Source organism: uncultured Thiothrix sp. (assembly GCF_937873765.1).
GTDB lineage: Bacteria > Pseudomonadota > Gammaproteobacteria > Thiotrichales > Thiotrichaceae > Thiolinea.
Map to the genome: position 1 here is coordinate 160,533 of NZ_CALMZC010000038.1, position 22,176 is coordinate 182,708.

Consider the following 22,176-nt stretch of genomic DNA (forward strand, 5'->3'; position numbering starts at 1 on the left):
ACCCCTATTCTCAGAAAAAGTCGCTTTTATCCTGAAAATGATATGCAGCTCCTAGGGCTTAGGAGCATCCTGCAGAAACTATAATAGATAGCTTAGGCGTGCCAGTTCGAGGAAAGACCCAAAATGATTAATAATGATTACAACCGTAGTTTAAGCACCGGTTCAGCATTTCAAACGAATAACTCGGTCACAACTAACACTACCAATAAAAGCCAGAGTCATTTATTTTTAAATAATGGGCTGACTGACTCCAAAGATGTTACCAATAGTATTATGAGTGTAGTGCAGCAGTTGCTCAGTATGTTGCAAAAAGGTGGTAATACTAAACCTGATCGTGCTCCTACTTTAAAGCTTACTAGCGAGCAAGAAGCTGGCTTAAAAAATCTGTTAGGTTTTAGTACTGAAGCCGTTAGTGTCAAGGTTTTAGACCGACAACGTGACAAAACATTAAGTGCGGGCGATGTAGTGGTGATTTCTGGTGGGATTACTGGTGGTGAAATCACTCGTCATACTTTAACGCAAAAAGATATTGACCAGCTTAATGGTAATACCCAGCTCCCACAAGACTTGATTGATAGTCGTGCTAAATGGGATGCAGCCACTAGCGATGCACAAAGTGTATCTTATACTGCACAAAATAGTTGCTTTTGCCCCCCTGATTATACTCGCCCCATGAATATCACTGAACAGAATGGCAGGATCATCGATGCGACTTATGCGGACACTGGTGAAGCCGTGCCTAGTTATATTCGTGATGGCTTATTAACTATGAATGAGCGTTTTGATCAATTAGAAGAAGCTTATCTGAGTGGTGCTGATCGGATTGATGTGAGTTACGACTCACGTTTAGGGTATCCAAGCTCTGTTTATGTCGATCAAAGCTTCATGATGGCGGATGAAGAACTTAGCTATACGATTAAAGATTTAGCCATCGCCGCTTAATAACAGACAATTAATTGGGTTAGTACTTGGTGAATTCACCAAGTTTAATTGATTTAAAGGAGACTTAGCCCATGGTAGTAGTATCGCAGCAGCCTGTTTTACAACCATTATCCGCATTAGCGAACCAAAATACAGCTGCAGTGCAAAGCAATAATGCCAACCTGACTAACCCTAGTGCTACTACAATAGTAAACACGTCTGCTATTAAGAACGGATTTTTCGATAGGTTAATTAGTAAATTTGAGGCTAGTAATAACACGACTGCACAGGCTAATACACCAGTTGCTAGTAACGTTAATTATTTGACTCAACAATTAACTAGTCAGATTAATCAAAATACTTCCACGAATGGCAGTTCTAATGGCCAGAATGTAAATAACAATAGTAATCTCACAACCAATGTCAGCTTGAATAACTTAAATACGAATTTAGCGAAGTGGGAAAGCTATTTAGCAGGTAATGATTATTCATTTACGCTACAACAAACTAGTGGTGGTCAACGTTCTGGCCCGATTAACGTTAATGTTACTAATGGGCAAGTCAGCAGTGCCAGTTATCCTGATGGCACACCAGTAAGTGCAGCCGTGTTTAGCACGATTCCAACAATTGAGCAGATGTTCGCTAACATTCGCCAAGCGACCTCTGCGAATGAACGCGCCGATGCTCTCTATAATCCCAGCCGTGGCTTCCCTGAATTTGTCTTACTCAGCCACAACGAACAAACCAGCACGGATGATGTCAGTTATATTCTGAATAACGTGAGCATCAACGCTTAAAAGGTCTCTGCTTAACCAAACCACATTAAATCTATAGACTTCCTGATTGATGTGGTTTGGGTTTTTTAAGATTTTTCCATACAGGTAAAATTAGAGCATTCAAGCTTTATAAGTACTCCGCTTGATTTTTTCACCACTAAACCAAAAGTGCAAATTTGCCTTTTAACATTGGTTGTTCTCTAATCAGGTGGTGTTAAAAAATTAAGGTGTAAAGGTTTGAAGTCAGGGGCTAGTCAGTTAATCTCGGGTTTATACGATCTAATTGTAACAGAAACCCAGCAAAAACGCTTAGAAACACTGGAGTTTAAGCATGTATCCCTTGAGGCACTGGATACTCAGTCTAGTCCTCAACGTTTAGCTGATTTAGTCAAACAGCAATTGACTTTAGTTCTTCAGGATTTAGAGGGTAATGATGAAGAAAAGTTAATTCATCAATTGACCCTAGTAAATCGTTTACTGATTGAACTACGTACAGTTAACTCCAAAACTACTGATTTAATTGATGTTGTAGCAGAGCCGGCTCGTCTTCTTAAAGGTATTTATCAACAAAACACTAAGTATTTAGCTCCAGAATTAGGTCTATCGCAACCTTGGTTATTTACCGCAGGTAAGGATGCACCCGCTTTACTGCATGAGTTACGTCATGAGCTCGCAAATTGTGATCAGGTTGACATATTGGTCAGCTTCATTACCGTTTCAGGGGTAAGGCGGTTATTCGATATTTTGCAAAGTATTACGGCGATTGACGCACACGGACAAGCTCGCACGCAACTACGTATTTTAACAACCACCTACACAGGTGCTACTGACCAAAAAGCCTTGGATGAATTAGCGCGTTTACCAAGTTGTATGGTCAAGGTATCCCTAGATGGGCGGCGTACTCGCTTGCATGCTAAAGCTTGGATTTTTAAACGGAAAACTGGCTTTGGTAGCGCCTATGTGGGGAGCGCTAATTTATCTGGTGCTGCTTTATTAGGCGGTTTAGAGTGGACGACTAAATTTACCGAACATGGACAAGCTGAATTATTTACCCGTGCTCAAGCGCATTTTGAGACCCTATGGGAAGATGGTGAGTTTCAAGTTTATGATCCACACAATGATGAGCATCGCCAGGCTTTAAAGGCTGCTTTGGCACGTGAGTCTGGTTCTCAAACACTTATTGCGACACGAACTTTTTTTGATATTCAGCCCAAACCTTATCAGCAAGAAATGCTGGAGCAGTTACAGCATGAACGCGCTCAAGGACGGTTTAAAAATTTGGTAGTAGCTGCAACAGGCACAGGTAAAACGGTAATTGCTGCCTTTGATTATCGGGTGCTTTGTAATCAACAAGGTGGGAGGCCGCGCTTATTATTTGTTGCTCATCGTGAGGAGATTTTAAAACAAGCCTTACGTACTTATCGAGAAGTGCTACGTGATGCAAGCTTTGGTGGTTTATTAGTAGGGGGTCATGAGCCAGATTCATTTGAGCATTTATTTGTGACTATTGATAGCTTAACAAGTCGTCAATTAGTCAAGCAGCAGGGTGCTAATTATTGGCACACAGTGGTGATTGATGAATGCCACCATTTAGTAGCTACGCGTTTTGATCATTTTGTAAAATCCATTCAACCCGCGATTTTATTAGGCTTAACAGCCACGCCTGAGCGTAGCGACGGTCAACCAATTTTAAGTTATTTCGATAAACGCCCCGATGGTAACCCTGCTGTTGAATTGCGTTTGTGGCAAGCGCTTGATTTACAAATACTTACCCCATTTGAATATTTTGCTTGTGATGATCAAACTGATTTTACCCAAGTGCCTTGGCAGCAAACAGGAGAACTTAAAGCCCTAAATAATTTAGTCACGGGTAATGATGTGCGGGCACGGTTGATCATCAACGAATGGCGACGCTTAACCGCTAATCCTCGTACCTGTAAAGCTTTAGTGTTTTGTGTGTCGATTGTTCACGCCGAATTTATGACAGCTAAATTCAATGCGGCGGGTCTACCTGCTGAGTGTATTGTCAGTAGCACAACGTCCGAGCAGCGTCGTACCGCTCCACAACGTTTAGCTAGTGGTGAGTTGTGTGCTTTAGTAACCGTTGATTTATATAACGAAGGTGTTGATTTACCTTTGGTTGATACATTGCTGTTATTAAGACCTACGCAAAGTTCGGTGGTATTCCAACAGCAAATTGGACGCGGTTTGCGATTGGCTCCAGGTAAAGAAACCTGCCTAGTGCTAGATTTTGTAGGTCAGCATCGCAAAGAGTTTCGCTTTGATAAGCTGCTAAGTAGCCTTACTGGGCAGACACGGTATGAATTAAAGAAGTCAGTAGAAAATGGTTTTGCCAGTTTGCCTGCTGGTTGCCATATTCAATTACATAAACATGCGCGCGAGCAAATTCTACAAAGCTTACGAGCCTTAACCCAACAAAGTTGGCGTCATCTTATTCGTGAGTTACAAGCCTTTGTGGTTTTGCATAGTTGCAAACAGCTTGCCTTAGCTGAGTTTTTACATGAGCAAATGATTGATGTTGATGAGATTTATCGGGAAATTAAACCAAGTGGTTGGGTAAGCTTAAAACGTGATGCGGGTTTTCTAACCGACGCTGAAATTACAGAAGAAGCGTATTTCAGCCAGAATTTCCGGTATTTGCTACATATTGATGATCCAGTGCAATTAGCTTTATTGCAGCGTGTAGCAAAAGAGCAAGGGATTTACCAGATTAACTCAACAGAGGAAAGATTACGTCTACAAATGCTGGCTTATCAAGTGGATGGACAGCAAACGCGAATTGGTAGTTATGAGCAATTCTTGGCACGTTTACAAGTGAATCCTAGTAGCTGTTTTGAGTTAGCCGAGTTGGCTGAGCTACTACAAGCAAAAAGTGTTGTGCAGTACCAAACTATTGGAGGCTTGGGTGATTTACCGCTTTGTCTACATGCAGCCTATAGTGTGCGCGAGATTTTGACTGCAGTCGGCTGGTTAACGGCTGAGAAACGTCCACCATTTCAAGCAGGTGTATTAGCTCTACCTGAGCGTAAAACAGAACTGCACTTTGTAACCCTGGATAAGTCTAGCGGTTATCATGCCAGTATTGCTTATCACGATTACGCAATTAGCCGTGAATTATTTCATTGGCAAACCCAAAATAGTGTTGGCATTAATACTAAAACGGGTCGGCGCTATCTGGAAAGCCCAGAAAACGGCTGGTCGTTTCAATTGTTTGTTCGCCGCAATAAGTTCAGTGCCTACCGAGCTTGTGGCGCGGTAATTTTAGAGGAAATTACAGGCGAAAAACCGATGAACATTCGCAGCCGATTACAAACGCCTTTATCTCTTAGGCTATTTAGAGAGTTTAGTGTGTTGGGAGCGAGCTAGTTCTGATCTAAGGCGTAACTTAAAACCTCCCAATTAATCCCGATATTGGCATCGTGAGCATGATCAATTTGGTTGAAAATTTGGCGTGATTTATCACGCTCCAAACTTTGTTTAACAATAGCTTCTAAGTCTTCTTGTAACCAGATACTGGCAACCATTGGTTCATCAGCGCCCAAGTTGCTGACATATTGGGCTAAGCGCTCTAAATAATAAGCTGCATTGCCCGCTTGCTTAGCCTCAGGCGTGAAACCAAGCGTGGTTAATAATTGATCCAACTGCTGCTTAAGTAAAAGTTGAATATTGGCCTCTTCCATAATGCACGACTCATACTAAAACGACGACCAACTCCCTAGGACCATGCACCCCATGCGCTAATACTTGCGCAATATCCGCCGAGCGTGAAGGCCCCGAAATTAACAGCGCATTGGTAGGCAAACCTTGCTCCAACCAAGCTTGGGTTTTTACCGCTTCGGCAAACGTTGTATATAGCTTGTCCGTGTCCAAAATCGCAATATGAATAGATAGTGCTAATCAAGTTAGAATATATCTAAGTGAAACTGATAAAGTATAAGAATTTTGGCGAACTGCTTCGCAAAACTGTGGCTATCAACGATAAGGAGTTTTCCCCATGCAGTCCATTCTGGCTACCTGCACCCCACGTCCAGACATTATTGCAGGGTCATTTAACCCGGAAATTTTCACCGCATCACTTAGTCAGGTCATGGAAGCCTATCAATGGAGACACAGTAGCACTGACACGCTTTATACCGATGCGGAACTCTTTTTTCGAGAAGCTACTTTCCCCACGGAAGGCTTGCGTCGAGTCATCGGCGATGTATTCGGGCGCTTAGCGGGCGACAACAGCTTACCCGCTATCCACCGTCTGGAAACAGGCTTTGGGGGTGGCAAAACCCATACGCTGATTTCCCTTGTGCATTTGGCGTACAGGGGGCGAAGCATTGCGGATGCCACGCGGGAGGTGATTAGTAGCGACTTGTTGCAACCCGAAGGGGCAATTGCGGTGGTAGGCATTGCTTGCGATGAAATGCCGGTGATTGAACCCAGCGGTGAGCAAATCCTGCCGTATACCCTGTGGGGCGAGATCGCTTTACGGCTCGCGGGCGAAGGTTTCTACCGCCATAACCTCAAAGAAGTCACCTCGACGGCATTTCCCGGCAAGTATTTTCTGGAGCGGCTGTTTGTGGGGCGTAGAGTCCTGATCATGCTGGACGAACTTGCCCAATACGCGACCCGTTACGAAGCAGCCCATTTAGGCGGTGGTGAGCAGCTTGGCGCGTTCCTGATGGCGTTGTTAGGTTATGCCCGCACTCATGCCGATATTGCAGTAGTTGTCACGCTCGCCAGCCAACAGGACGCATTCCGGCAGCAAACAGGAATGCTAGCGGGCATCTTGAGCCAAACATTAGGCAGAAAAGTCGATCAAGATGAGGCCGAAGCGTTAGCCCAAAAAGCAGGTAATACCATCCTCAGTGTCGTCTCCCGTGATGCCACCTCAACAGTTCCTGTCCGTGCCGCCGAAATTTCACGGGTGTTAGCACGACGTTTGTTTACCCACATTGACACGCAAGCGGCAACACAAACCGCGCAAAGTTACATGGCGATGTACCAGAAAAGTGGTGCGCAATTGCCTGAGCAAGCCAACCGTGCCGATTTTGCACAGGTGATTGTCAATAACTACCCCTTCCACCCCAGCTTTATCCGCTTTTTGACTGACAAGCTAGCGACTGCACCTAACTTTCACGGCACTCGTGGCGTATTGCGTGTCTTGGCGATGGCTATCCGCAGTTTGTGGCAAACGAAACGCGCATTGCCTTTGATCCACACTAGCCATTTGGCATTAGCCAACCCACAAGTGGCGGATGAATTGATCGGTCGCACAGGTGCAAGTGATCTGATGGCGGTTTTGAATGCTGATGTGGGTGGGGCAGACAGTGGCAATCTGGATTTGGGGGTGGCTGTAGCGCAGATGCTGGATCGGCGTAATCCGCATCCTGATGGTTTGCCCCTCTATGAATGGGCATGGAAAGTGGTATTCCTGCATAGCTTGGTGGGGCGCACCGATGGTTTGGCTTCTAATGTGTTCGGGGTTACGCTATCGGAAGCCCTGTTTGAAACTGCGATGCCGAACATGACACCGCCGCAAGTCGAAACGGCGTTAAAAGCGATTACTACTGAAGCGTATTATCTGCGGGATAAAGAGGGGCGTTATTTTGCCCACACTGACCCAACAGAAGCGCGAATTGTCAGCACCATCAAACAAGGTTTGAATGCTGAGGACATCAGTGAACATCTCAATACCGTCAGCCGCAAAGTGGTCAGCCATCACAGCCAAACCTTCAAAGTGGCTCAGGATGTGGCAACACCACAGGATATTGCCGACAAACAAGACATTCCTGTTTTGGCACTGATTCGGTTAGATGCCAAGCGTATTGATGCCGAACAAATGATTATTTCTTGCGGTGATGGCAAACCACGCATCCAGCAAAATTATGTTTTTCTGCTCGTGCCAGACTGTGTGCAAGTGGAAGGCGAGGTCTGGGGTATTGACCGCAATCAGAATGCACGCCGCCGTATGGAGCGCTTGGAAGACATCGCCCGCACCGTGATTGCCATGCGTAAACTGGAACAACGCCCGGAAAATTACGGCATGACCGCCGCTAAGTTACTCGAGAGTGGTTTCAAGGATTCCTTGCGCAAGCGTGAAATGGATATGCAAATCGCTGTTTCGCAAGCCTACGATGCCATTTATTTTCCCGGTGCATCTGGTGCAATGACCAAGAAAACTATCAAACAGGCCGGGGGTGAAGGGGGGGCTGCTGTTGATGCGGAGATACTGCGGGTCTTGTCCGATGAGGGTGAGCTGATTACCCAAGAGAAATCCGCTACCCATGAGATTCTCCTGCAACTGGCACAGTTTTTCTTTAATCTGGGGCAAACCCCCTCCGTGCAACAAATCCGTGAGCAGTTTGCGCAAAACCGTCGCTGGCCTATCCTCGAAAATCGCAATGTGTTGGGAAGCATCTTGCGGGCTGGGGTGGAAAAGGGGCATTGGTGTCTGTTCCGTTTTGAGAGTAGCGAAGCCTCCAAGCCGGAACATTTCCATAGTCGTGATACCGGCACACTGCCGATGGATGTGGATTGGCAGCAAACTGGCTGGAAGCTGGTATCCATGCCGGGTGCATTGCAGCGTGGCTGGAATCCAGAGGCCGAACCAGACCCGCAACAGGTAGAAACATGGGTGAGTGATGCCATCAGACAACAGCAACACACGACGGTGGCCGCACTGGTGGCAGCCGTCAAACAACAACATGGCGCGATGCAGGATAAGACGGTACTGGATGCGGTCGATCACGTGATTCAGAAAGGCAAAGCTTACACCTACCGTGACTTTGAGGGGGGCGGTATTGGTGAGGAAAAGCCGGAATTGCTGACGGGGGCGCAAACTTACTTCCATAAAGTACATCCAGAAGACCACCTCATTACGCCTGCCGCCGCCTCTGAAAAAGGTTGGGTGGAAGCAGAAAGCCGCTGCTTCACGCTGACCAGTACCGCACTCGCTCAAACTTTGCATCAGAACCTTGGTCGCCTTGGGTCACTTTATAGCCGAGGTGCTAGCACCAAAGTGGATATACTACGCTTGTTTAACCTCAAGCTCTCTCAAGGTGGCAGTTTGAATATCGACTTGGTGAATGTGTCGCCCAAGGAGATGAAAGAGCTGACGGAATTATTTGAAGTATTAGCTAATGTCACCCGGCTGGGGCAAGACACCCAAGCACAAGTGGACATTCACGAACCACCGGAGACTTGCGCTTTTATGGATTTGATTAAGCAGGCGAAATGAGCAAGAAGAAATCTGAAAAACTGGCAGTTGCCGAATTGTTCGAGCAACGCCTGAAAAACCGTTGGCGCAAAGCCCCGTTTGTGTTGCGCTTGACCGAGTGGGCGGATTACCCCGGCACTGTGGTTGTTATCAAGGAACGGCTGGAACGCGAACAAACTGCTGAAGATGACAGCACCCGCAAAAGCCGCAGCTTGAAAGATCGTGGCTATATCTACGGTGAAAACCTGAAGCGTCTGACCCCTGTGTTGCGGCGCATGTTAGAACCCGTGTGTGATGAAGCAGGTATTCCCTTGGATTTGCAACGTTTCTTCACCCAAGAAGGCTTGCAACTGCGCGATAACCTGCCGCTGGATGAAGAGTCTGGTGCGAAACTGGCTTTATTGTTTCGCCTGCAAGAGCGGGTGACAAACCCGGATCGGGTGGAACTGATGGCACGGCGGATTATGCGCTTTAGTCGTGAAGAAGCAGCGTACTGGCTTTCGCGTACCACCAGCTTCAGTGCCGATGCCAATCGTTGGGCGATTACCGGCTTGCGCATTATGCTAGCGGGGCATGGCAATCAGGACGCAGGCATTGAGCGTATGTTGGAAAAACTGCGGTGATCAAATAAAAATGCCCGCATAGTGCGCGGGCATTGAAACAGGTGCAGACTCTGAGTTCGAGTATCCCACCCATTCGGGCTGTCCACTAGTACAGTAGCCTCTACTAACCTCACGCTTGTCCGCCAGCATAGTGTAGCTATGATTGCACAAAATCACCTTGAAAATGTTTAACCAAGTCTGTATAGGCTTAGTGTATTGTTTGCCTTCTTGTAAGGATTCCGATGACTAATATCCACATGACCCCCGGACGTGCCGCCCTTGTAGGGTTAATGAATCGCTATCTTGACGGCCTGCTTGACCCGTTTGTGACGCTGCTGGAGGTCCACAAGCTCATGTATTTTATGCAGGAAGTGGGTGAGCCGCTGCGTTTGCGTTACAAGAAAGCACCTTACGGACCTTATGCAGAAAACTTGCGCCATGTCCTGAATGAGATTGAAGGGCATCTGATTTCAGGTTATGCCGATGGGGGTTTGAATCTCCCTTTGGCTTGGAGTTATTGGCAACCGTCCATTGGGTGGTGAAACATGAGGGTGTGCAGTCACCGGATGCGGTGGTGCGTTACGTCCACAACTGGAATGACCACAAAAAACAATTTACCCCGCGCCAGATTGGTATTGCCCTGAATACCTTGCAACAAAAAAATTGGCTGTAGCCTTGTTCTTGCTCCTCCCCTGACAAGGGAGGCTCGGAGGGATTTCTCCTGAAATCCTTGCACAAATTCACCTTGAAAATGTTTAACCAAGTCTGTATAGACTTGCCCCATTGTTGACCTCCCAAAGGATTCCCATGACGGATACACGCCTGATCGAAGCCGGTTTTCCCTGCCATCAAGTCGGTGCTGAAACCCAGCGCGAACGTGGCGCGAGTAATATGTTACCGCCGATTTATTACCTGCATGTGTGGTGGGCGCGTCGCCCCTTGACCCCAAGTCGGGCAGCGGTAGCAGCTTCGTTGTTGCCTGCGGATACGGATGTGAGTACTTTTGTACGTGATTTGGGTATTGAGCAGAAATACACAGAAGTAAAGGGTGTTATTTGGATATTATCCGGTGAGCTGCTTGATCTGGTTGAAAAAGCAGGCTCTACAGAGTTCATCAACGTTACATCAAAAGTAAATAACCTTTTCAAAAAGGAAATTCAACGGCGTTTAGATGACTTAGCCAGTATTGCTGAGGTCAAACGACTATCACCTGATTTAGCTAATCATGCAGTTATCAAGGAGTGGGAGGCACTTTGTGTCAGCTTTGCTGTAAACGAATTAGCTATTGGGTCAAGGCTATCCGTTTTACGGCGCATGGCGAATCCTGCATGGTTCAGTCAACTCATGGTGTTAGGTAAAGAACTGGGCGTTCGTGTTCCGAACTTATATGGTTATGATCGTGCCTATCAAAATGATCATAGACCCGTTCCTAGTGAGTTTGTCGTTTTAGACCCAACCTCTGGTGGTGGCTCAATTCCGTTTGAGGCTCTGCGTCTTGGTCACAAAGTGATTGCTAATGAACTAAATCCTGTTGCAACTACGATTCTATATGCCACGCTCGATTATCCTGCTCGTTATGGCGAAGCTTTGTTGCCTGAAATCAGAAAATGGAGCACAAAACTGCTTGAGGATACAGAGCCGAATTTAGCCCAATTTTTCAATGATCACGGCACATTGAACGATGCAGAGTTGAATAAATTACAACGGTGTCTTGAGCATGATCAACACTTGATAACTGATTTCAATCAGGAAAGTGTTATGACTTACCTCTACTGCCGCCAAGTCACCTGCCCCAGTTGCGGAGCGAAGACACCGCTATTGAACACCAGTTGGCTTTCCAAAGAAGCGGGCGACCCGTGGGGCGTGCGGATCGTCACCCAAGGCAAAGGCGCGGATGCTCGCTATCACTTTGAAACCTATCAGGCGAAAAAAGGCAAAGGCCCCAACGGTGAAGACCCCGAACATGCCACTGTCAGCCGGGGCATTGGGCAATGTGTGCATTGCAAGCAAGCCGTGGATGGCGATGAAATCAAGGCGCAAGCGCGGGGCGAATCGCAGCACGGCACATGGCAAGATGAACTCTACGCCGTCGTCGCCGTGCGCTTCCAACCCAAGCTCGATAAACACGGCAAGCCGCAATACGACAGCAAGGGCAACCTGAAAACCGAAAAAATCCGCTTCTTCCGCCCACCGAATCCAGCCGATTTGACGGCACTGGAACACGCATCCGCCGCGCTCAAAGCCCAATGGGATCATTTTGACCAGTTGGGATTGATTCCCACCGAAAAATTCCCGGAGGGCAATGACATGCGCCCGATTCATTACGGCATGACCCACTTCTACCAAATGTTCAATGACCGCCAGCTATTGGGGCATCTGCACATGATGGAAGCCTTGCAAACCCTCAAACCGCAGATTCTAGCGGCGTTAGGCGCGGAAAAAGGGCGGGCGGTCATCACTTACTTGCAGTTTGGTATGGATAAAATTATCGACTACAACAGTAAGCAAACTCGTTGGCATTTTGGGCGCGGTGTCATTATTGGCACATTTGGTCGTCATGATTTTTCGCTAAAATGGACATACGGCGAACTGGTTTACAGCGGCATCAATTCCGGCGCACGTTGGGGCATGGAGCAAGCCAGCAAAGCCTACAAGGAACTCACTGGGCTGCTTGAACCCGTACACAGCCTTTACCAAGGTAAGCCCCCCGTCAAAATCATCAATGGTACGGCCGCTTACATGGGCGAAGTGAGCGCACAAAGCGTTGATCTGGTGTGCATGGACCCGCCTTATTACGACAATGTGCAATACGCCGAACTATCAGACTATTACTACGTTTGGCAAAAACGTTCCCTCAGTGATTTATACCCTGAAATTCAATGGCCGCGCCTGACCAACAAGCGTGAAGAGGCGGTTGCCAACCCCACCCGCGATGGTTCTGCCAAAGCTGCCAAAGCGCAATACGAAAAGCTGATGGGAGAAATCTTCGCCGAAAGCCGCCGCGTGCTGAAAGACGCAGGTTTAATGACCTTAATGTTTACCCACAAATCCCAAGATGCGTGGGAAACACTGACTCGTTCGCTGATTGAAGCGGGTTGGGTGATTACTGCCAGCTTCCCGGTAGAATCCGAAAGCAGCTATTCGACTCACCAAAAAGACATGGCCGCCGCTGCCAGTTCCATCTTCATCACCTGCCGCAAACGCACCACCCTCAGCGACTTCTCCGCCGTGTGGACAGGCTTGGGCGGCACGGGCGTACAAAGCAAAATCCGCACTGCCGTCGAACAAGGCTTGCACGAATTCGCCCCGCTCAAACTCAACCCCGTTGACCAAATGGTCGCCTGCTACGGACGCGCCTTGCAGGTATTATCAGAACATTGGCCAGTTATGGACGGCGACGAATCAGTCAGTCCGATTCGCGCCATGAACGAAGCCAGCCGTGTGGTTGCCGCCCACCAAATCCGCAGCATGACCGACGGGCGCATTCAGGTTGACGACCTCGACACCGAAACCGCCTTGGCACTTACCACCTACGGCATCTGGGGGCATAACGACATCAGCTACAGCGAATTGATGAATCTCTCCCGCTCTCTCAATATCGCCCTCGAAAGCAAAACCGGTGGTTATAACGTCGAAGGCCGCATGATCGGCTACAACACCGCAAGCAAAGGCAACGCCAAATCCGGGCAAGCCGCCGAAGCCAAAGGCTACGCCGCTCCACTGGTTAAAAGCGGTTCAAAACTGCGCCTCACTAAACCCGAAGAGCGCAACCCTCAACGCCTTGCCAAACCCCAGTCGGATTGGGATGTGTTGCATGGTCTTATTCTTAAATACCGCGCAGGTGACATACCTGTTGCACGCGCCTATCTGGACGAACATCGCCCCGGCAACACCACGCTGTTGCTTGACCTGTTGCACGTCTGGGGCGAAGAAGCCGAGAAGCCAGAACTGCGCAATGAGGCGCGGGCGATTGTGTTTGGGTTGTGCCAATCATAACCGGGAAGTGACCGATTACAGATAATTAACGTGCTATTTTTGCTTGTTTACTGCAAAATTGAGCCTCCAATTGCTTGGAGGTGCTAAATATGCTCATTCAATTCAGCGTCGGTAATTTCCGTTCCATCCGCGAGGAACAAACCTTGTCGATGGTTGCCAGCCACGACACGGGGTTAAGCCAAAATCTGGTGGTGGATGCGGGTTTTCGCGGCGCATTGTTACGTCAGGTAGCGATTTATGGTGCGAATGCAGCAGGCAAAAGCAACTTGCTGTTGGCGTTGGAATCGCTACGCCAGATGGTAAACGTATCCGCTTTGTTGCAAGAGGGGCAAGCGTTGCCGTGGATCACCCCTTATCGGCTGGATAAGGAAACAGACACCCAAGCGACACGCTTTACCTTGGTATTTTTGCTGGAGGGGGTGCGTTATCAATATGAAGTTGCTGCCACTGCCCAGCGTGTACTCTACGAAGCATTGACCGCATGGCCACAGAGCCGCCCGCAAGTCTGGTATACCCGTGCTGTTGATGCCGAGAGTCAAGAGTCATGGAAATTTGGTTCTCACTTCAAAGGGGAGAAGCGGCAGCGGCATTTATGGCAGACCTCAACCCGTACCAACGGTTTATTCCTGTCAACCGCCGTGCAACTCAACAATAGCCAGCTTAAACCTGTTTTCCACTGGATCACCCAACAACTCATTGTGATTGTACCGGGCAAGACAGATTTTAACCCCGCTTTGAGTCTGGAGCGCATGGTATCCGAGGTGGATAAAGCACGACTGATGGCGATCTTGTCGGCTGCGGATGTAGGTATTCAATCCCTTGATTTACGTGATATGGAAGAACAGTCCGTATTGCCGTTAACCTTCATTCAAGCGCCTTTTCAACAAACGCAACCACCCAAGTGGCAAAAAATTGTCAGTATCCGTGAGCGTTCCGATGGTAGAACCGTCGAGTTTGATTTTGGCGATGAGTCTGACGGAACGCGCAAATTGTTTGAGTTCGCAGGCGGATGGTTAAGAGCATTAGACTCGGGAGCGACCTTGCTGGTGGACGAAATTGACCGCAGTTTGCACCCTCATTTAGTACAAATGCTGGTCAAGTTATTCGGTGCAGCCTCTAATCCCCGCAATGCTCAATTGATTTTCACCACCCATGATACAGCGCTGTTGGATGCGGCTTTATTACGCCGTGACCAGATTTGGTTTGTGGAGAAAAAGCAAGGGGCAACCCGGTTATATTCACTGTTGGAGTTCAGCCCACGCAAGCATGAGGCCGTAGAACGTGGCTACTTGTTGGGTCGTTACGGGGCAATCCCTTTTGTGAGCGAACCTCGGTGGCAACATGGCTAAACGCGCCACCGTCTTCAAACGCAAAGTTGGGCAACGTAAACCGAACAAGGTCATTTTGATCATTGGCGAAGGGCAAACCGAGCAAGCCTACTTTGAAGCAGTACGGCAGGTATTGCGCAGCCCGCAGTTGCGTTTGGAGATTGAGCCAGCCACCAGCAAATCCGACCCGCTAAATCTGGTCAAAAAAGCCAAACAACGCCACAAGACGGGGGATTATGACCATGTGTTTTGCGTCTTTGATGGTGATAAGCCGGAAGAAATGCAACGGGCACGCCAGCAACTTGATAAAGCCGATAAAGCCATTCGCGGATTTGTTTCCATACCCTGTTTTGAACTGTGGCTACTGCTGCATTTTGAACGCTCCGATGCTGCCATGCCTGATTGCCGCCAGACAGAAATACGCCTGAAACAGCATTGGCAACACTATGCCAAGGGTTGTGCCTGTGACGTACTGATGCCCAAACGACCCTCAGCTTGCGAAAATGCTCGCTGGTTGGCACAGCAACAACACGCCAATCCTTGCACAGATTTACACCATTTAATGGCTGTTCTGGAAAGCACCTTATCGGGTAATATTTAGAGAGAAATATGGAAAATAACCCCGGACTCTTGCCTGATTACCCGTGGCAATACGAGTACAAAACCTCGCAACTGACCCAGAGCGGCAAGCCGGTAGACATTCTGCGCGAGTTTTACTTGCCGTTATTACAGCGGGCAGTCCGCTATGATCGGGTGGCTGGCTATTTCCGCTCCAGTTCGCTGGCACTGGCAAGCCGTGGTTTTTCCGCGTTTGTGCAACGTGCTGGGCAATTGCGCTTGATTGCTGGGGCTGATCTTGACCCCAAAGACGTGCAAGCTATCCTCAATAGCCAAGCTAAACTGGATGATGCCTTGCTGGCAGAGTTGGCAAACCCCGAACAGTGGCCTGAGCAAACCCAACACGGTATCGAGTTGCTGTCATGGATGGTGCGTCATGGGCATTTAGAAATCCGCGTTGCCTTGCGCTTACACGCCCAAACTGGGCAAGCACTCGCACTAGACTCCACTGCCGATGGTTATGTTCACGAAAAATGGGCATTGGCGTATGACACCGCTGGCAATTGCCTCTACGCCACGGGTTCATGGAATGAATCGCAAACCGCCTTGCAACTCAATGCGGAAAACATTCGCTTGGATGGCAGTTGGCAAGGCAACAAAGAACGCCAAATTATCGCCAGTGCAGAGCAAGATTTTGCTGCCTTGTGGAATAACCAACATCCGGCATTCCGTGTCATCGCCATGCCTGAGGCGGTACGTGAAAAACTGGTGCGCTTTTCCGAGCATGTGAAAATGCCAGTGGAGCTGGATGTAAAACCTGTCACCGTCCCACCGCGCCAAATGCCATTCATCGAGCAATTACGTTTCCAGTTTATTCGTCACGCACCCAAGATGCCCGGTGGTGAATACGTCGGCATGTACACCGCCCCGATTGAGCCGTGGCCTCACCAACATGTGGTCGCTCGCCGCTTGATTGACAGTTATCCGTCATCATTCCTGTTGTGTGATGAAGTCGGTTTAGGGAAAACCATTGAGGCAGGTTTGGTATTCCGCTCCCTGTATTTAAGTGGTCGCGCCAAACGCATCCTGATTGCTGCTCCCGCGAGTTTGACCCAGCAGTGGCAGCGCGAAATGGCTAACAAGTTCCTGTTGCCGTTTGCACGGGTGTCTTCTGATGCCAGTGGTTTGCAATCTGAAACCCTGTTACCCCAAGCCCAGCAAACGATTCCACATTTGTATGCGGCTGATTTGGCGATTGTCTCCACTGGCTTGATGGTGCGCAAAGAACGTTTAGCCAACCTCAAACAAGCTCAAACGTTTGACATCGCCTTAGTTGATGAAGCGCACTATGCCCGCCGTTCCAACTCCCGTAATGGGGTGAGAGGCTACCCGCAATACAATAATTTGTATAAAACCATCAGCGAACATTTACGGGGTAAGGCGCAGTGTTTACTCTTGGCAACGGCAACCCCGATGCAGTTGCATCCGGTCGAAGTGGCCGATTTGATTGCACTCTCCCAACGGGTGGGCGCGTATCAATATGATCCCGCCTTGATGCTCCAGTATTACCAGCTCACCGCTGCCCTCGCTGCCAATCAGTCACTCGCAGTACAAGAACGGGATTTGTTGCGCCATTCGGTTAATGCGATTGAGCGAGCTGACCCACTGTTGTGGCGTTATTTGCATGAGGTGGTGGTTAGCCCGATGGCACGGCTTTCCATCGAGAGCTGGCGCAAGCAGGGGTTAGAGCCATCACCGCTGGATAAACCCGCGCTGCCTAAGTTGCTGTTCGCCGCGGCCCCGTTGTCACGGGTGATGTTGCGTCATACCCGTGATTTGCTGAAGATTTACCGTAGCAACGGCAAGCTATCCGCTGGTTTGGCAGAACGGCATGTGCTTGCACCGCCGCGTATTGTGTTTACTGAGCAAGAAGCCCGTGTTGACCAGTTATTGCAAACCTATTGCGAGGGTTTGCGACTGCAACTCGGCAACAATGCCAACCAAACGACCCAGCAAGTTGCTGTAGGTTTTTACCTCAGTTTCCTGCGCTTACGGTTTGCCTCCAGTTTGTTGGCACTCAAATTCACCTTGCAACGGCGTTTAGGGAGGGTCAAACAAACCTTGCTGCAACAGTTACGTGAGAATGCCGAGCCGCTAGATGTGGATGAAATGCAGGATTTATTGTTGGAAGGCGGCGAATTGGATGAAGAAGCGATTGCCCTGTTATTGCGCAACCGTACGCCTAATGATTTACGTTGGGAGCGCGAACAGTTGGAGCAATTATTGGTAGTTGTGGATGACCTATCACCGATTTCTTCCAAGACGCAAACCCTATTCACCTTGCTCCAAAAGCAACAATTAGCAGCGGATCGTTTCCGGCAAGTGGTTATTTTTACCCGTTTCTATGACACCTTGACCGATATTGTGCAGCGTTTGCGGACGGTTAATCCGCGTATTTTGATCGGTACTTACTCTGGACAGGGTGGCAGTTATTACGACTCAGCCCGCCAAGGCATGGTGAATATCGAGCGTGAACACATCAAGCGTATGTTTGTTGAGGGTGAGATTGATCTGCTGGTGTGTACCGATGCAGCGGCGGAAGGTTTGAACCTGCAAACGGCGGATATGTTGGTTAATTATGATCTGCCGTGGAATCCTATGAAGGTTGAACAACGGATTGGACGTATCGACCGGATTGGGCAATGCCATAACGACATTTACGTGGTCAACTTGTGTTATGCCGATTCCGCTGAACAATTCGTGTACGAGCGGCTGATGCAGCGTTTGCAGGATGCCGGGCTGGTGGTTGGCACGCAACAGTTTTCGCTGTTACCCGTGACTGTTGAAGAGTTTCAGGAGTTAGCAGAAAAGCGCCTATCCGAAAAAGAACTGGAAAAACGTGCTTTAGAACGCGCTAAAGAGCAAAAAGCCCACCACCAATTACTCGAAACTCCTGCCAGTCATTTGTATGAAACCTACCTGCGCTTTGAAGACAAGTACACGAATATTCCTATGCCGATTACCTTGACGCAAATCTGGGAAGCATTAGTGAGTTCTACGTGGTTACGGCATTTGGGTTGTAAGCTTAGCGACTGCCAGCGTTACATGGTCTTACAAGGTATCAATGGCATTCCTGATGGTACTTGTATCACCGTAGACCGTGCGTTGTTTGATAAAGAAGCCAAGTGGTTACATTTTGCCAGTTACGGCGTTCCTGTATTTGAACAGCTAATAACGTATTTGTGTACGTTGGATACAGAAATCCCAGCGATTACCGTGATAAAGGGTGAGATGGAAAATGTAACGCTGTGTGGTCTTGTTGCTAACGCCCTCCAGCCTGATGGTTCGGTGCAAGCACAATTACTCACATGCTATCAACAGATTGATAGTCTGCATTGGAGCGATGTGCCACCAACCGATGATGCGCTACAACGCTTTCAGCAACGACTACAACGGCAGGCAGAGGACGAAGCCAATAAATACAACAGACTCAAGCAACTGGATCAAGTGAATGAGGCACAGGGCTTGGCACAACGGGTGATCAATAATTTCGTCCTGAAAAAACTGCTGGAAGACCGTTTGAAATACAGCAAAGCCAAAGACACTGCCACGGATTTGCTGCGAGAAATAGCCACATTGCTGGATAGACGCAAACAGCAGAATGCCAGTTTTCGTGCATCCGATATGCCCGCTACGTTAAAACGACACACGCAAGATGCTACCTTGGTACAGCCACATTGGCAGGCAAATGGTAATGGTTGGATAGAAACACCATTGCCCATTGCTTACGCAGCTTTAGAGGCAGGATACCGTTTGGTGGAAAAAACTAGGAAAACCAAGTCTCAATTAACTGGGACAGAACTTATCCAGCGGTTAGAACGGAATCCCGTGGAAGTGTTTTAAACCAAAACCACCACCAACTCCCTAGGCCCATGCACCCCATACGCTAATACTTGCGCAATATCCGCCGAGCGCGAAGGCCCTGAAATTAACAGCGCATTGGTAGGCAAACCCTGTTCTAACCAACCCTGCGTTTTTACCGCTTTGGCAAACGTTGTATATAGCTTGTCCGTGTCCAAAATCGCAATATGAATGGGGGGTACTAGCGACAAAGTACGGGGTTCATCGGGGCTAGACCAGAGTATTAAGGTGCCTGTTTCTGCAATCCCACCCAAAGTCGAAGTTAAGCCCGCATCGACTTGATAAAACAATTCCTCTTTCCAATCCTCAATGCTGCGTTCGTAATGTTTAAGCCGTGGAAATTGTGCCGCGTTTTGGGTAATGACTTGTCCCCATTCAGTCTTAGGGGAGAGCAGCAGATTATTTAAACCTTTGGTTTTGCAAATCTCGGCGACTTTATCTAGCCAGTTGCCACGATCTGAGCGGTGTACTTCAGCACGTACGGCTTGCATACGTTCAGTAAAACGGTGGATGCACTCAGCTTTATCCCAAGAAACTACACTCAATGATTCACGAGCACTCACATCTACCACGGGACGCTCGACAGAGTTTAAGCGCTGAAGAATAGCGGTGCGGGCATTACTCATGGTCGACTCCTAGAGCTTTGAGTTGTTGGTGCAGGGTTTGTTCGGCGAGTTTTGGGGCAGTGCGTACCTTTGTCCAAGCACCTAAGTTATTCGGGACTAGGCCACGTAATTGAGTCGCGGTTTTGCCGCCGAAGTTATATAGGCTTGGGTGACTCGCCGACCATGACCATGCTTGCCAAATCGCTGCTTCGAGTGGTTTGCGGCGTGTACCCGCATCTTGGGTAGGGGTATTTTCAGTATCTTTGCGCACACTGTCATGGCGCAAGCGATTGATAATATTTGGAATCGGAATGCGTACCGGGCAGACTTCACCACAAGCCCCGCATAGCGAGGAGGCTTGAATCAATTCACCATGCACTTTTAAGCCTTCTTTTTGCGGCTCTAAAATTGTGCCAATCGGCCCCGGATAGACCGTGCCATAACTATGCCCGCCAATGCGCACATAGACCGGACAATGATTAATGCAGGCACCACAACGAATGCAACGCAAAGTCGCCAATAACTCAGGGTCGGAATAAATGCGTGAGCGACCATTATCCAGTAGTACCAAATGTACCTCGGTCGGGCCATCTTTTTCATCCGCTTTGCGTGGCCCTGAGATCATATTGAAATAGGTAGTGATCGGCTGACCGGTTGCTGAGCGTGGCAAAATGCTGAGCAGTGGAGGAATATCGCTGAGTTTCTCGACCACTTTTTCAATACCCGTTACCGCAATATGTACCGGTGGTATGGTAGTCGACATGCGTCCATTGCCTTCATTTTCCACCAAACAGAGTGTGCCGGTTTCCGCGACGGCGAAGTTCACGCCCGATAAACCGACCGGAGCTGCATAGAACTTATCGCGCAAAATCCGTCGCGCGGAGGCGGTCAACTCATCGACATTATCGGTGTAAGGAATATCGGGAAACTTCTCATGAAACAGCTTGGAAATTTGCTCTTTGCTTTTGTGAATCGCCGGCATAATGATGTGCGACGGGGTTTCGCCATCCAGTTGAATAATGAATTCACCCAAATCCGATTCGAGTGCTTCAATCCCGCGTTCTTCCAGAAAATGGTTTAAACCCATTTCCTCTGATACCATCGACTTGCCCTTAATAATCGACTGAGCATGATGTTTTTGCATAATCCCTAGCACGATTTGATTGGCTTCATCGGTGGTTTCTGCCCAATGCACTTGTACGCCGTTTTTGGTTAAGTTAGTTTCGAGTTGCTCTAACAATTCTGGCAATTTGCTCAAAGCATTAGCGCGAATCGCTTGAGCTTGAGTGCGTAAGGCCTGCAGGGCGGCATCATCGGGAAACTGGTTGCGCCGATTCGTCATCAGCGTATCCATTGCCTTGCGGAAATGGGCGCGCACTTCGGTTTTGCCTAAAGCTTTTTCGACATCGATGCGGAATTCGGTAGGTTTAGCCATGCGTACGCTCCCATAAAAATTCGGCGATATGCTGCGCTTTTGGAGCGGCTTTGCCTTCATGCTGTGCTTGATAAGCAAACGCACCACTAATGTTCATCAGGCAACCACAATCTTGACTCACCAGCTGCGTTGCACCGGTAGCACGAATATGCAGGGTTTTATCCGCTACCATTGCGGCAGAAATCTCCGGCTCTTTGATGGCGAAGGTTCCACCAAAGCCGCAGCATTCGGTTTTATAGGCTTGCTCTTTCACGTCCACATTGGAAAGTTGTCCGAGTAACTGTTCAATCTTATCCGCCACTCCCATTTCACGGCGTGCTGAACAAGAGGTATGCACTGCTACTTCTACGGCTTCACCTAAGTCTTGCAATTGAACCTTTAGAACATCCACTAGAAATTCAGTGAGTTCATACACTCGATTTGCTAGGTTTAAAGCTTCCACTTCATCCGCTTCGCCTTTAAATAATTCGGGGTAGTGGGTTTTCATCATGCCCGCGCACGAGCCAGAAGGAATCACGATCGGAATATTTTTTGGGAAGAACTTAATCTGCGCGCGTGCCACTTGACGCGCTTCATCCCGATAACCTGAATTCCATGCGGGTTGACCGCAACAAGTTTGTGCTTGCGGGTAAATCACTTTTACCCTTTCGCGTTGCAAAAGTTGCACGGCAGAAACCCCTGCTTTCGGGTAAATCAGGTCAATCAGGCAGGTGCCAAAGAAATAAATAGTATCGGGCTTAGGTGGGTTTGTGGTTTGACTCATGGGCTAATGCTCTCACTCCTAACTCTTTAGTGACGGCTGTTTG

General features: G+C 48.5%; 16 protein-coding genes. 11 read left to right on the forward strand and 5 right to left on the reverse strand.

Annotation, left to right across the window (positions count from 1 at the left end):
• Nucleotides 1–123: 123 nt before the first annotated feature.
• The 3 genes from Q0307_RS11005 to Q0307_RS11015 all read left to right on the forward strand — a co-directional run bounded on the left by Q0307_RS11005 (nt 124) and on the right by Q0307_RS11015 (nt 5,084).
• Nucleotides 124–942 (forward strand): DUF6174 domain-containing protein, encoded by an 819-nt coding sequence (locus tag Q0307_RS11005; protein ID WP_298660480.1) that lies wholly within the window; start codon nt 124–126, stop codon nt 940–942.
• 71 nt (nt 943–1,013) lie between these two features.
• Nucleotides 1,014–1,718 carry a DUF6174 domain-containing protein gene (locus tag Q0307_RS11010; protein WP_298660482.1) on the forward strand — a complete coding sequence of 235 codons (705 nt, stop codon included), beginning with the start codon at nt 1,014–1,016 and terminating at the stop codon, nt 1,716–1,718.
• A 216-nt stretch (nt 1,719–1,934) separates the two neighbouring features.
• Nucleotides 1,935–5,084, forward strand: a complete 3,150-nt coding sequence (locus Q0307_RS11015) for a DUF3427 domain-containing protein (protein WP_298660484.1) — start codon at nt 1,935–1,937, stop codon at nt 5,082–5,084.
• Here Q0307_RS11015 and Q0307_RS11020 read toward each other — a convergent pair.
• Together Q0307_RS11020 and Q0307_RS11025 are read right to left on the reverse strand one after the other, a co-directional pair.
• A complete protein-coding gene (locus Q0307_RS11020) occupies nt 5,081–5,398 on the reverse strand; it encodes a hypothetical protein (RefSeq protein WP_298660486.1) in 318 nt (105 codons plus the stop codon). The two genes, Q0307_RS11015 and Q0307_RS11020, sit on opposite strands and share 4 nt — an antisense overlap.
• Before the next feature lie 10 nt (nt 5,399–5,408).
• Nucleotides 5,409–5,603 carry an LUD domain-containing protein gene (locus tag Q0307_RS11025; RefSeq protein ID WP_366936777.1) on the reverse strand — a complete coding sequence of 65 codons (195 nt, stop codon included), beginning with the start codon at nt 5,601–5,603 and terminating at the stop codon, nt 5,409–5,411.
• Between the two features lie 109 nt (nt 5,604–5,712).
• On the opposite strand from Q0307_RS11025, the gene Q0307_RS11030 reads away from it, so the two are divergent.
• The 8 genes from Q0307_RS11030 to Q0307_RS11065 all read left to right on the forward strand — a co-directional run bounded on the left by Q0307_RS11030 (nt 5,713) and on the right by Q0307_RS11065 (nt 19,312).
• The gene (locus Q0307_RS11030) at nt 5,713–8,946 is read left to right on the forward strand and encodes a DUF499 domain-containing protein (RefSeq protein WP_298660488.1); all 3,234 of its coding nucleotides are present in this window, start codon (nt 5,713–5,715) and stop codon (nt 8,944–8,946) included.
• Complete coding sequence (locus Q0307_RS11035; RefSeq protein ID WP_298660490.1) at nt 8,943–9,548, forward strand: hypothetical protein; 606 nt, start codon at nt 8,943–8,945, stop codon at nt 9,546–9,548. Before Q0307_RS11030 ends, Q0307_RS11035 begins: the two co-directional genes overlap by 4 nt.
• A gap of 221 nt (nt 9,549–9,769) precedes the next feature.
• On the forward strand, nt 9,770–10,069 hold the full coding sequence (locus tag Q0307_RS11040) for a hypothetical protein (RefSeq protein ID WP_298660492.1): 300 nt from the start codon (nt 9,770–9,772) through the stop codon (nt 10,067–10,069).
• On the forward strand, nt 10,045–10,200 hold the full coding sequence (locus Q0307_RS11045) for a hypothetical protein (protein WP_298660494.1): 156 nt from the start codon (nt 10,045–10,047) through the stop codon (nt 10,198–10,200). Before Q0307_RS11040 ends, Q0307_RS11045 begins: the two co-directional genes overlap by 25 nt.
• Before the next feature lie 134 nt (nt 10,201–10,334).
• Complete coding sequence (locus Q0307_RS11050; protein ID WP_298660496.1) at nt 10,335–13,523, forward strand: DUF1156 domain-containing protein; 3,189 nt, start codon at nt 10,335–10,337, stop codon at nt 13,521–13,523.
• An 89-nt stretch (nt 13,524–13,612) separates the two neighbouring features.
• Nucleotides 13,613–14,872: an ATP/GTP-binding protein gene (locus Q0307_RS11055; protein WP_298660498.1), complete on the forward strand. Its 1,260-nt coding sequence runs from the start codon at nt 13,613–13,615 to the stop codon at nt 14,870–14,872.
• A complete protein-coding gene (locus Q0307_RS11060; RefSeq protein ID WP_298660501.1) occupies nt 14,865–15,452 on the forward strand; it encodes an RloB family protein in 588 nt (195 codons plus the stop codon). The genes Q0307_RS11055 and Q0307_RS11060 overlap by 8 nt, the downstream gene beginning before the upstream one ends.
• A gap of 8 nt (nt 15,453–15,460) precedes the next feature.
• Nucleotides 15,461–19,312, forward strand: a complete 3,852-nt coding sequence (locus Q0307_RS11065; RefSeq protein WP_298660503.1) for a helicase-related protein — start codon at nt 15,461–15,463, stop codon at nt 19,310–19,312.
• Here Q0307_RS11065 and Q0307_RS11070 read toward each other — a convergent pair.
• Genes Q0307_RS11070 through Q0307_RS11080 form a run of 3 tightly spaced genes read right to left on the reverse strand, consistent with a single transcriptional unit; the run spans nt 19,309 to nt 22,133 of the window.
• Nucleotides 19,309–19,956, reverse strand: a complete 648-nt coding sequence (locus Q0307_RS11070; protein ID WP_298660505.1) for a lactate utilization protein — start codon at nt 19,954–19,956, stop codon at nt 19,309–19,311. The genes Q0307_RS11065 and Q0307_RS11070 overlap by 4 nt on opposite strands.
• Nucleotides 19,949–21,370 carry a LutB/LldF family L-lactate oxidation iron-sulfur protein gene (locus Q0307_RS11075; RefSeq protein WP_298660507.1) on the reverse strand — a complete coding sequence of 474 codons (1,422 nt, stop codon included), beginning with the start codon at nt 21,368–21,370 and terminating at the stop codon, nt 19,949–19,951. The genes Q0307_RS11070 and Q0307_RS11075 overlap by 8 nt, the downstream gene beginning before the upstream one ends.
• Nucleotides 21,363–22,133 (reverse strand): (Fe-S)-binding protein, encoded by a 771-nt coding sequence (locus Q0307_RS11080; RefSeq protein WP_298660509.1) that lies wholly within the window; start codon nt 22,131–22,133, stop codon nt 21,363–21,365. The genes Q0307_RS11075 and Q0307_RS11080 overlap by 8 nt, the downstream gene beginning before the upstream one ends.
• Nucleotides 22,134–22,176 lie beyond the last annotated feature (43 nt).

What these genes read in the sequence shown, in the direction of transcription:
- Q0307_RS11005 (WP_298660480.1), top strand. Translation starts at nt 124, where the DNA reads ATGATTAATAATGATTACAACCGTAGTTTAAGCACCGGTTCAGCATTT.
- Q0307_RS11010 (WP_298660482.1), top strand. Translation starts at nt 1,014, where the DNA reads ATGGTAGTAGTATCGCAGCAGCCTGTTTTACAACCATTATCCGCATTA.
- Q0307_RS11020 (WP_298660486.1), bottom strand. Translation starts at nt 5,398, where the DNA reads ATGGAAGAGGCCAATATTCAACTTTTACTTAAGCAGCAGTTGGATCAA.
- Q0307_RS11030 (WP_298660488.1), top strand. Translation starts at nt 5,713, where the DNA reads ATGCAGTCCATTCTGGCTACCTGCACCCCACGTCCAGACATTATTGCA.
- Q0307_RS11035 (WP_298660490.1), top strand. Translation starts at nt 8,943, where the DNA reads ATGAGCAAGAAGAAATCTGAAAAACTGGCAGTTGCCGAATTGTTCGAG.
- Q0307_RS11040 (WP_298660492.1), top strand. Translation starts at nt 9,770, where the DNA reads ATGACTAATATCCACATGACCCCCGGACGTGCCGCCCTTGTAGGGTTA.
- Q0307_RS11050 (WP_298660496.1), top strand. Translation starts at nt 10,335, where the DNA reads ATGACGGATACACGCCTGATCGAAGCCGGTTTTCCCTGCCATCAAGTC.
- Q0307_RS11055 (WP_298660498.1), top strand. Translation starts at nt 13,613, where the DNA reads ATGCTCATTCAATTCAGCGTCGGTAATTTCCGTTCCATCCGCGAGGAA.
- Q0307_RS11060 (WP_298660501.1), top strand. Translation starts at nt 14,865, where the DNA reads ATGGCTAAACGCGCCACCGTCTTCAAACGCAAAGTTGGGCAACGTAAA.
- Q0307_RS11065 (WP_298660503.1), top strand. Translation starts at nt 15,461, where the DNA reads ATGGAAAATAACCCCGGACTCTTGCCTGATTACCCGTGGCAATACGAG.
- Q0307_RS11070 (WP_298660505.1), bottom strand. Translation starts at nt 19,956, where the DNA reads ATGAGTAATGCCCGCACCGCTATTCTTCAGCGCTTAAACTCTGTCGAG.
- Q0307_RS11075 (WP_298660507.1), bottom strand. Translation starts at nt 21,370, where the DNA reads ATGGCTAAACCTACCGAATTCCGCATCGATGTCGAAAAAGCTTTAGGC.
- Q0307_RS11080 (WP_298660509.1), bottom strand. Translation starts at nt 22,133, where the DNA reads ATGAGTCAAACCACAAACCCACCTAAGCCCGATACTATTTATTTCTTT.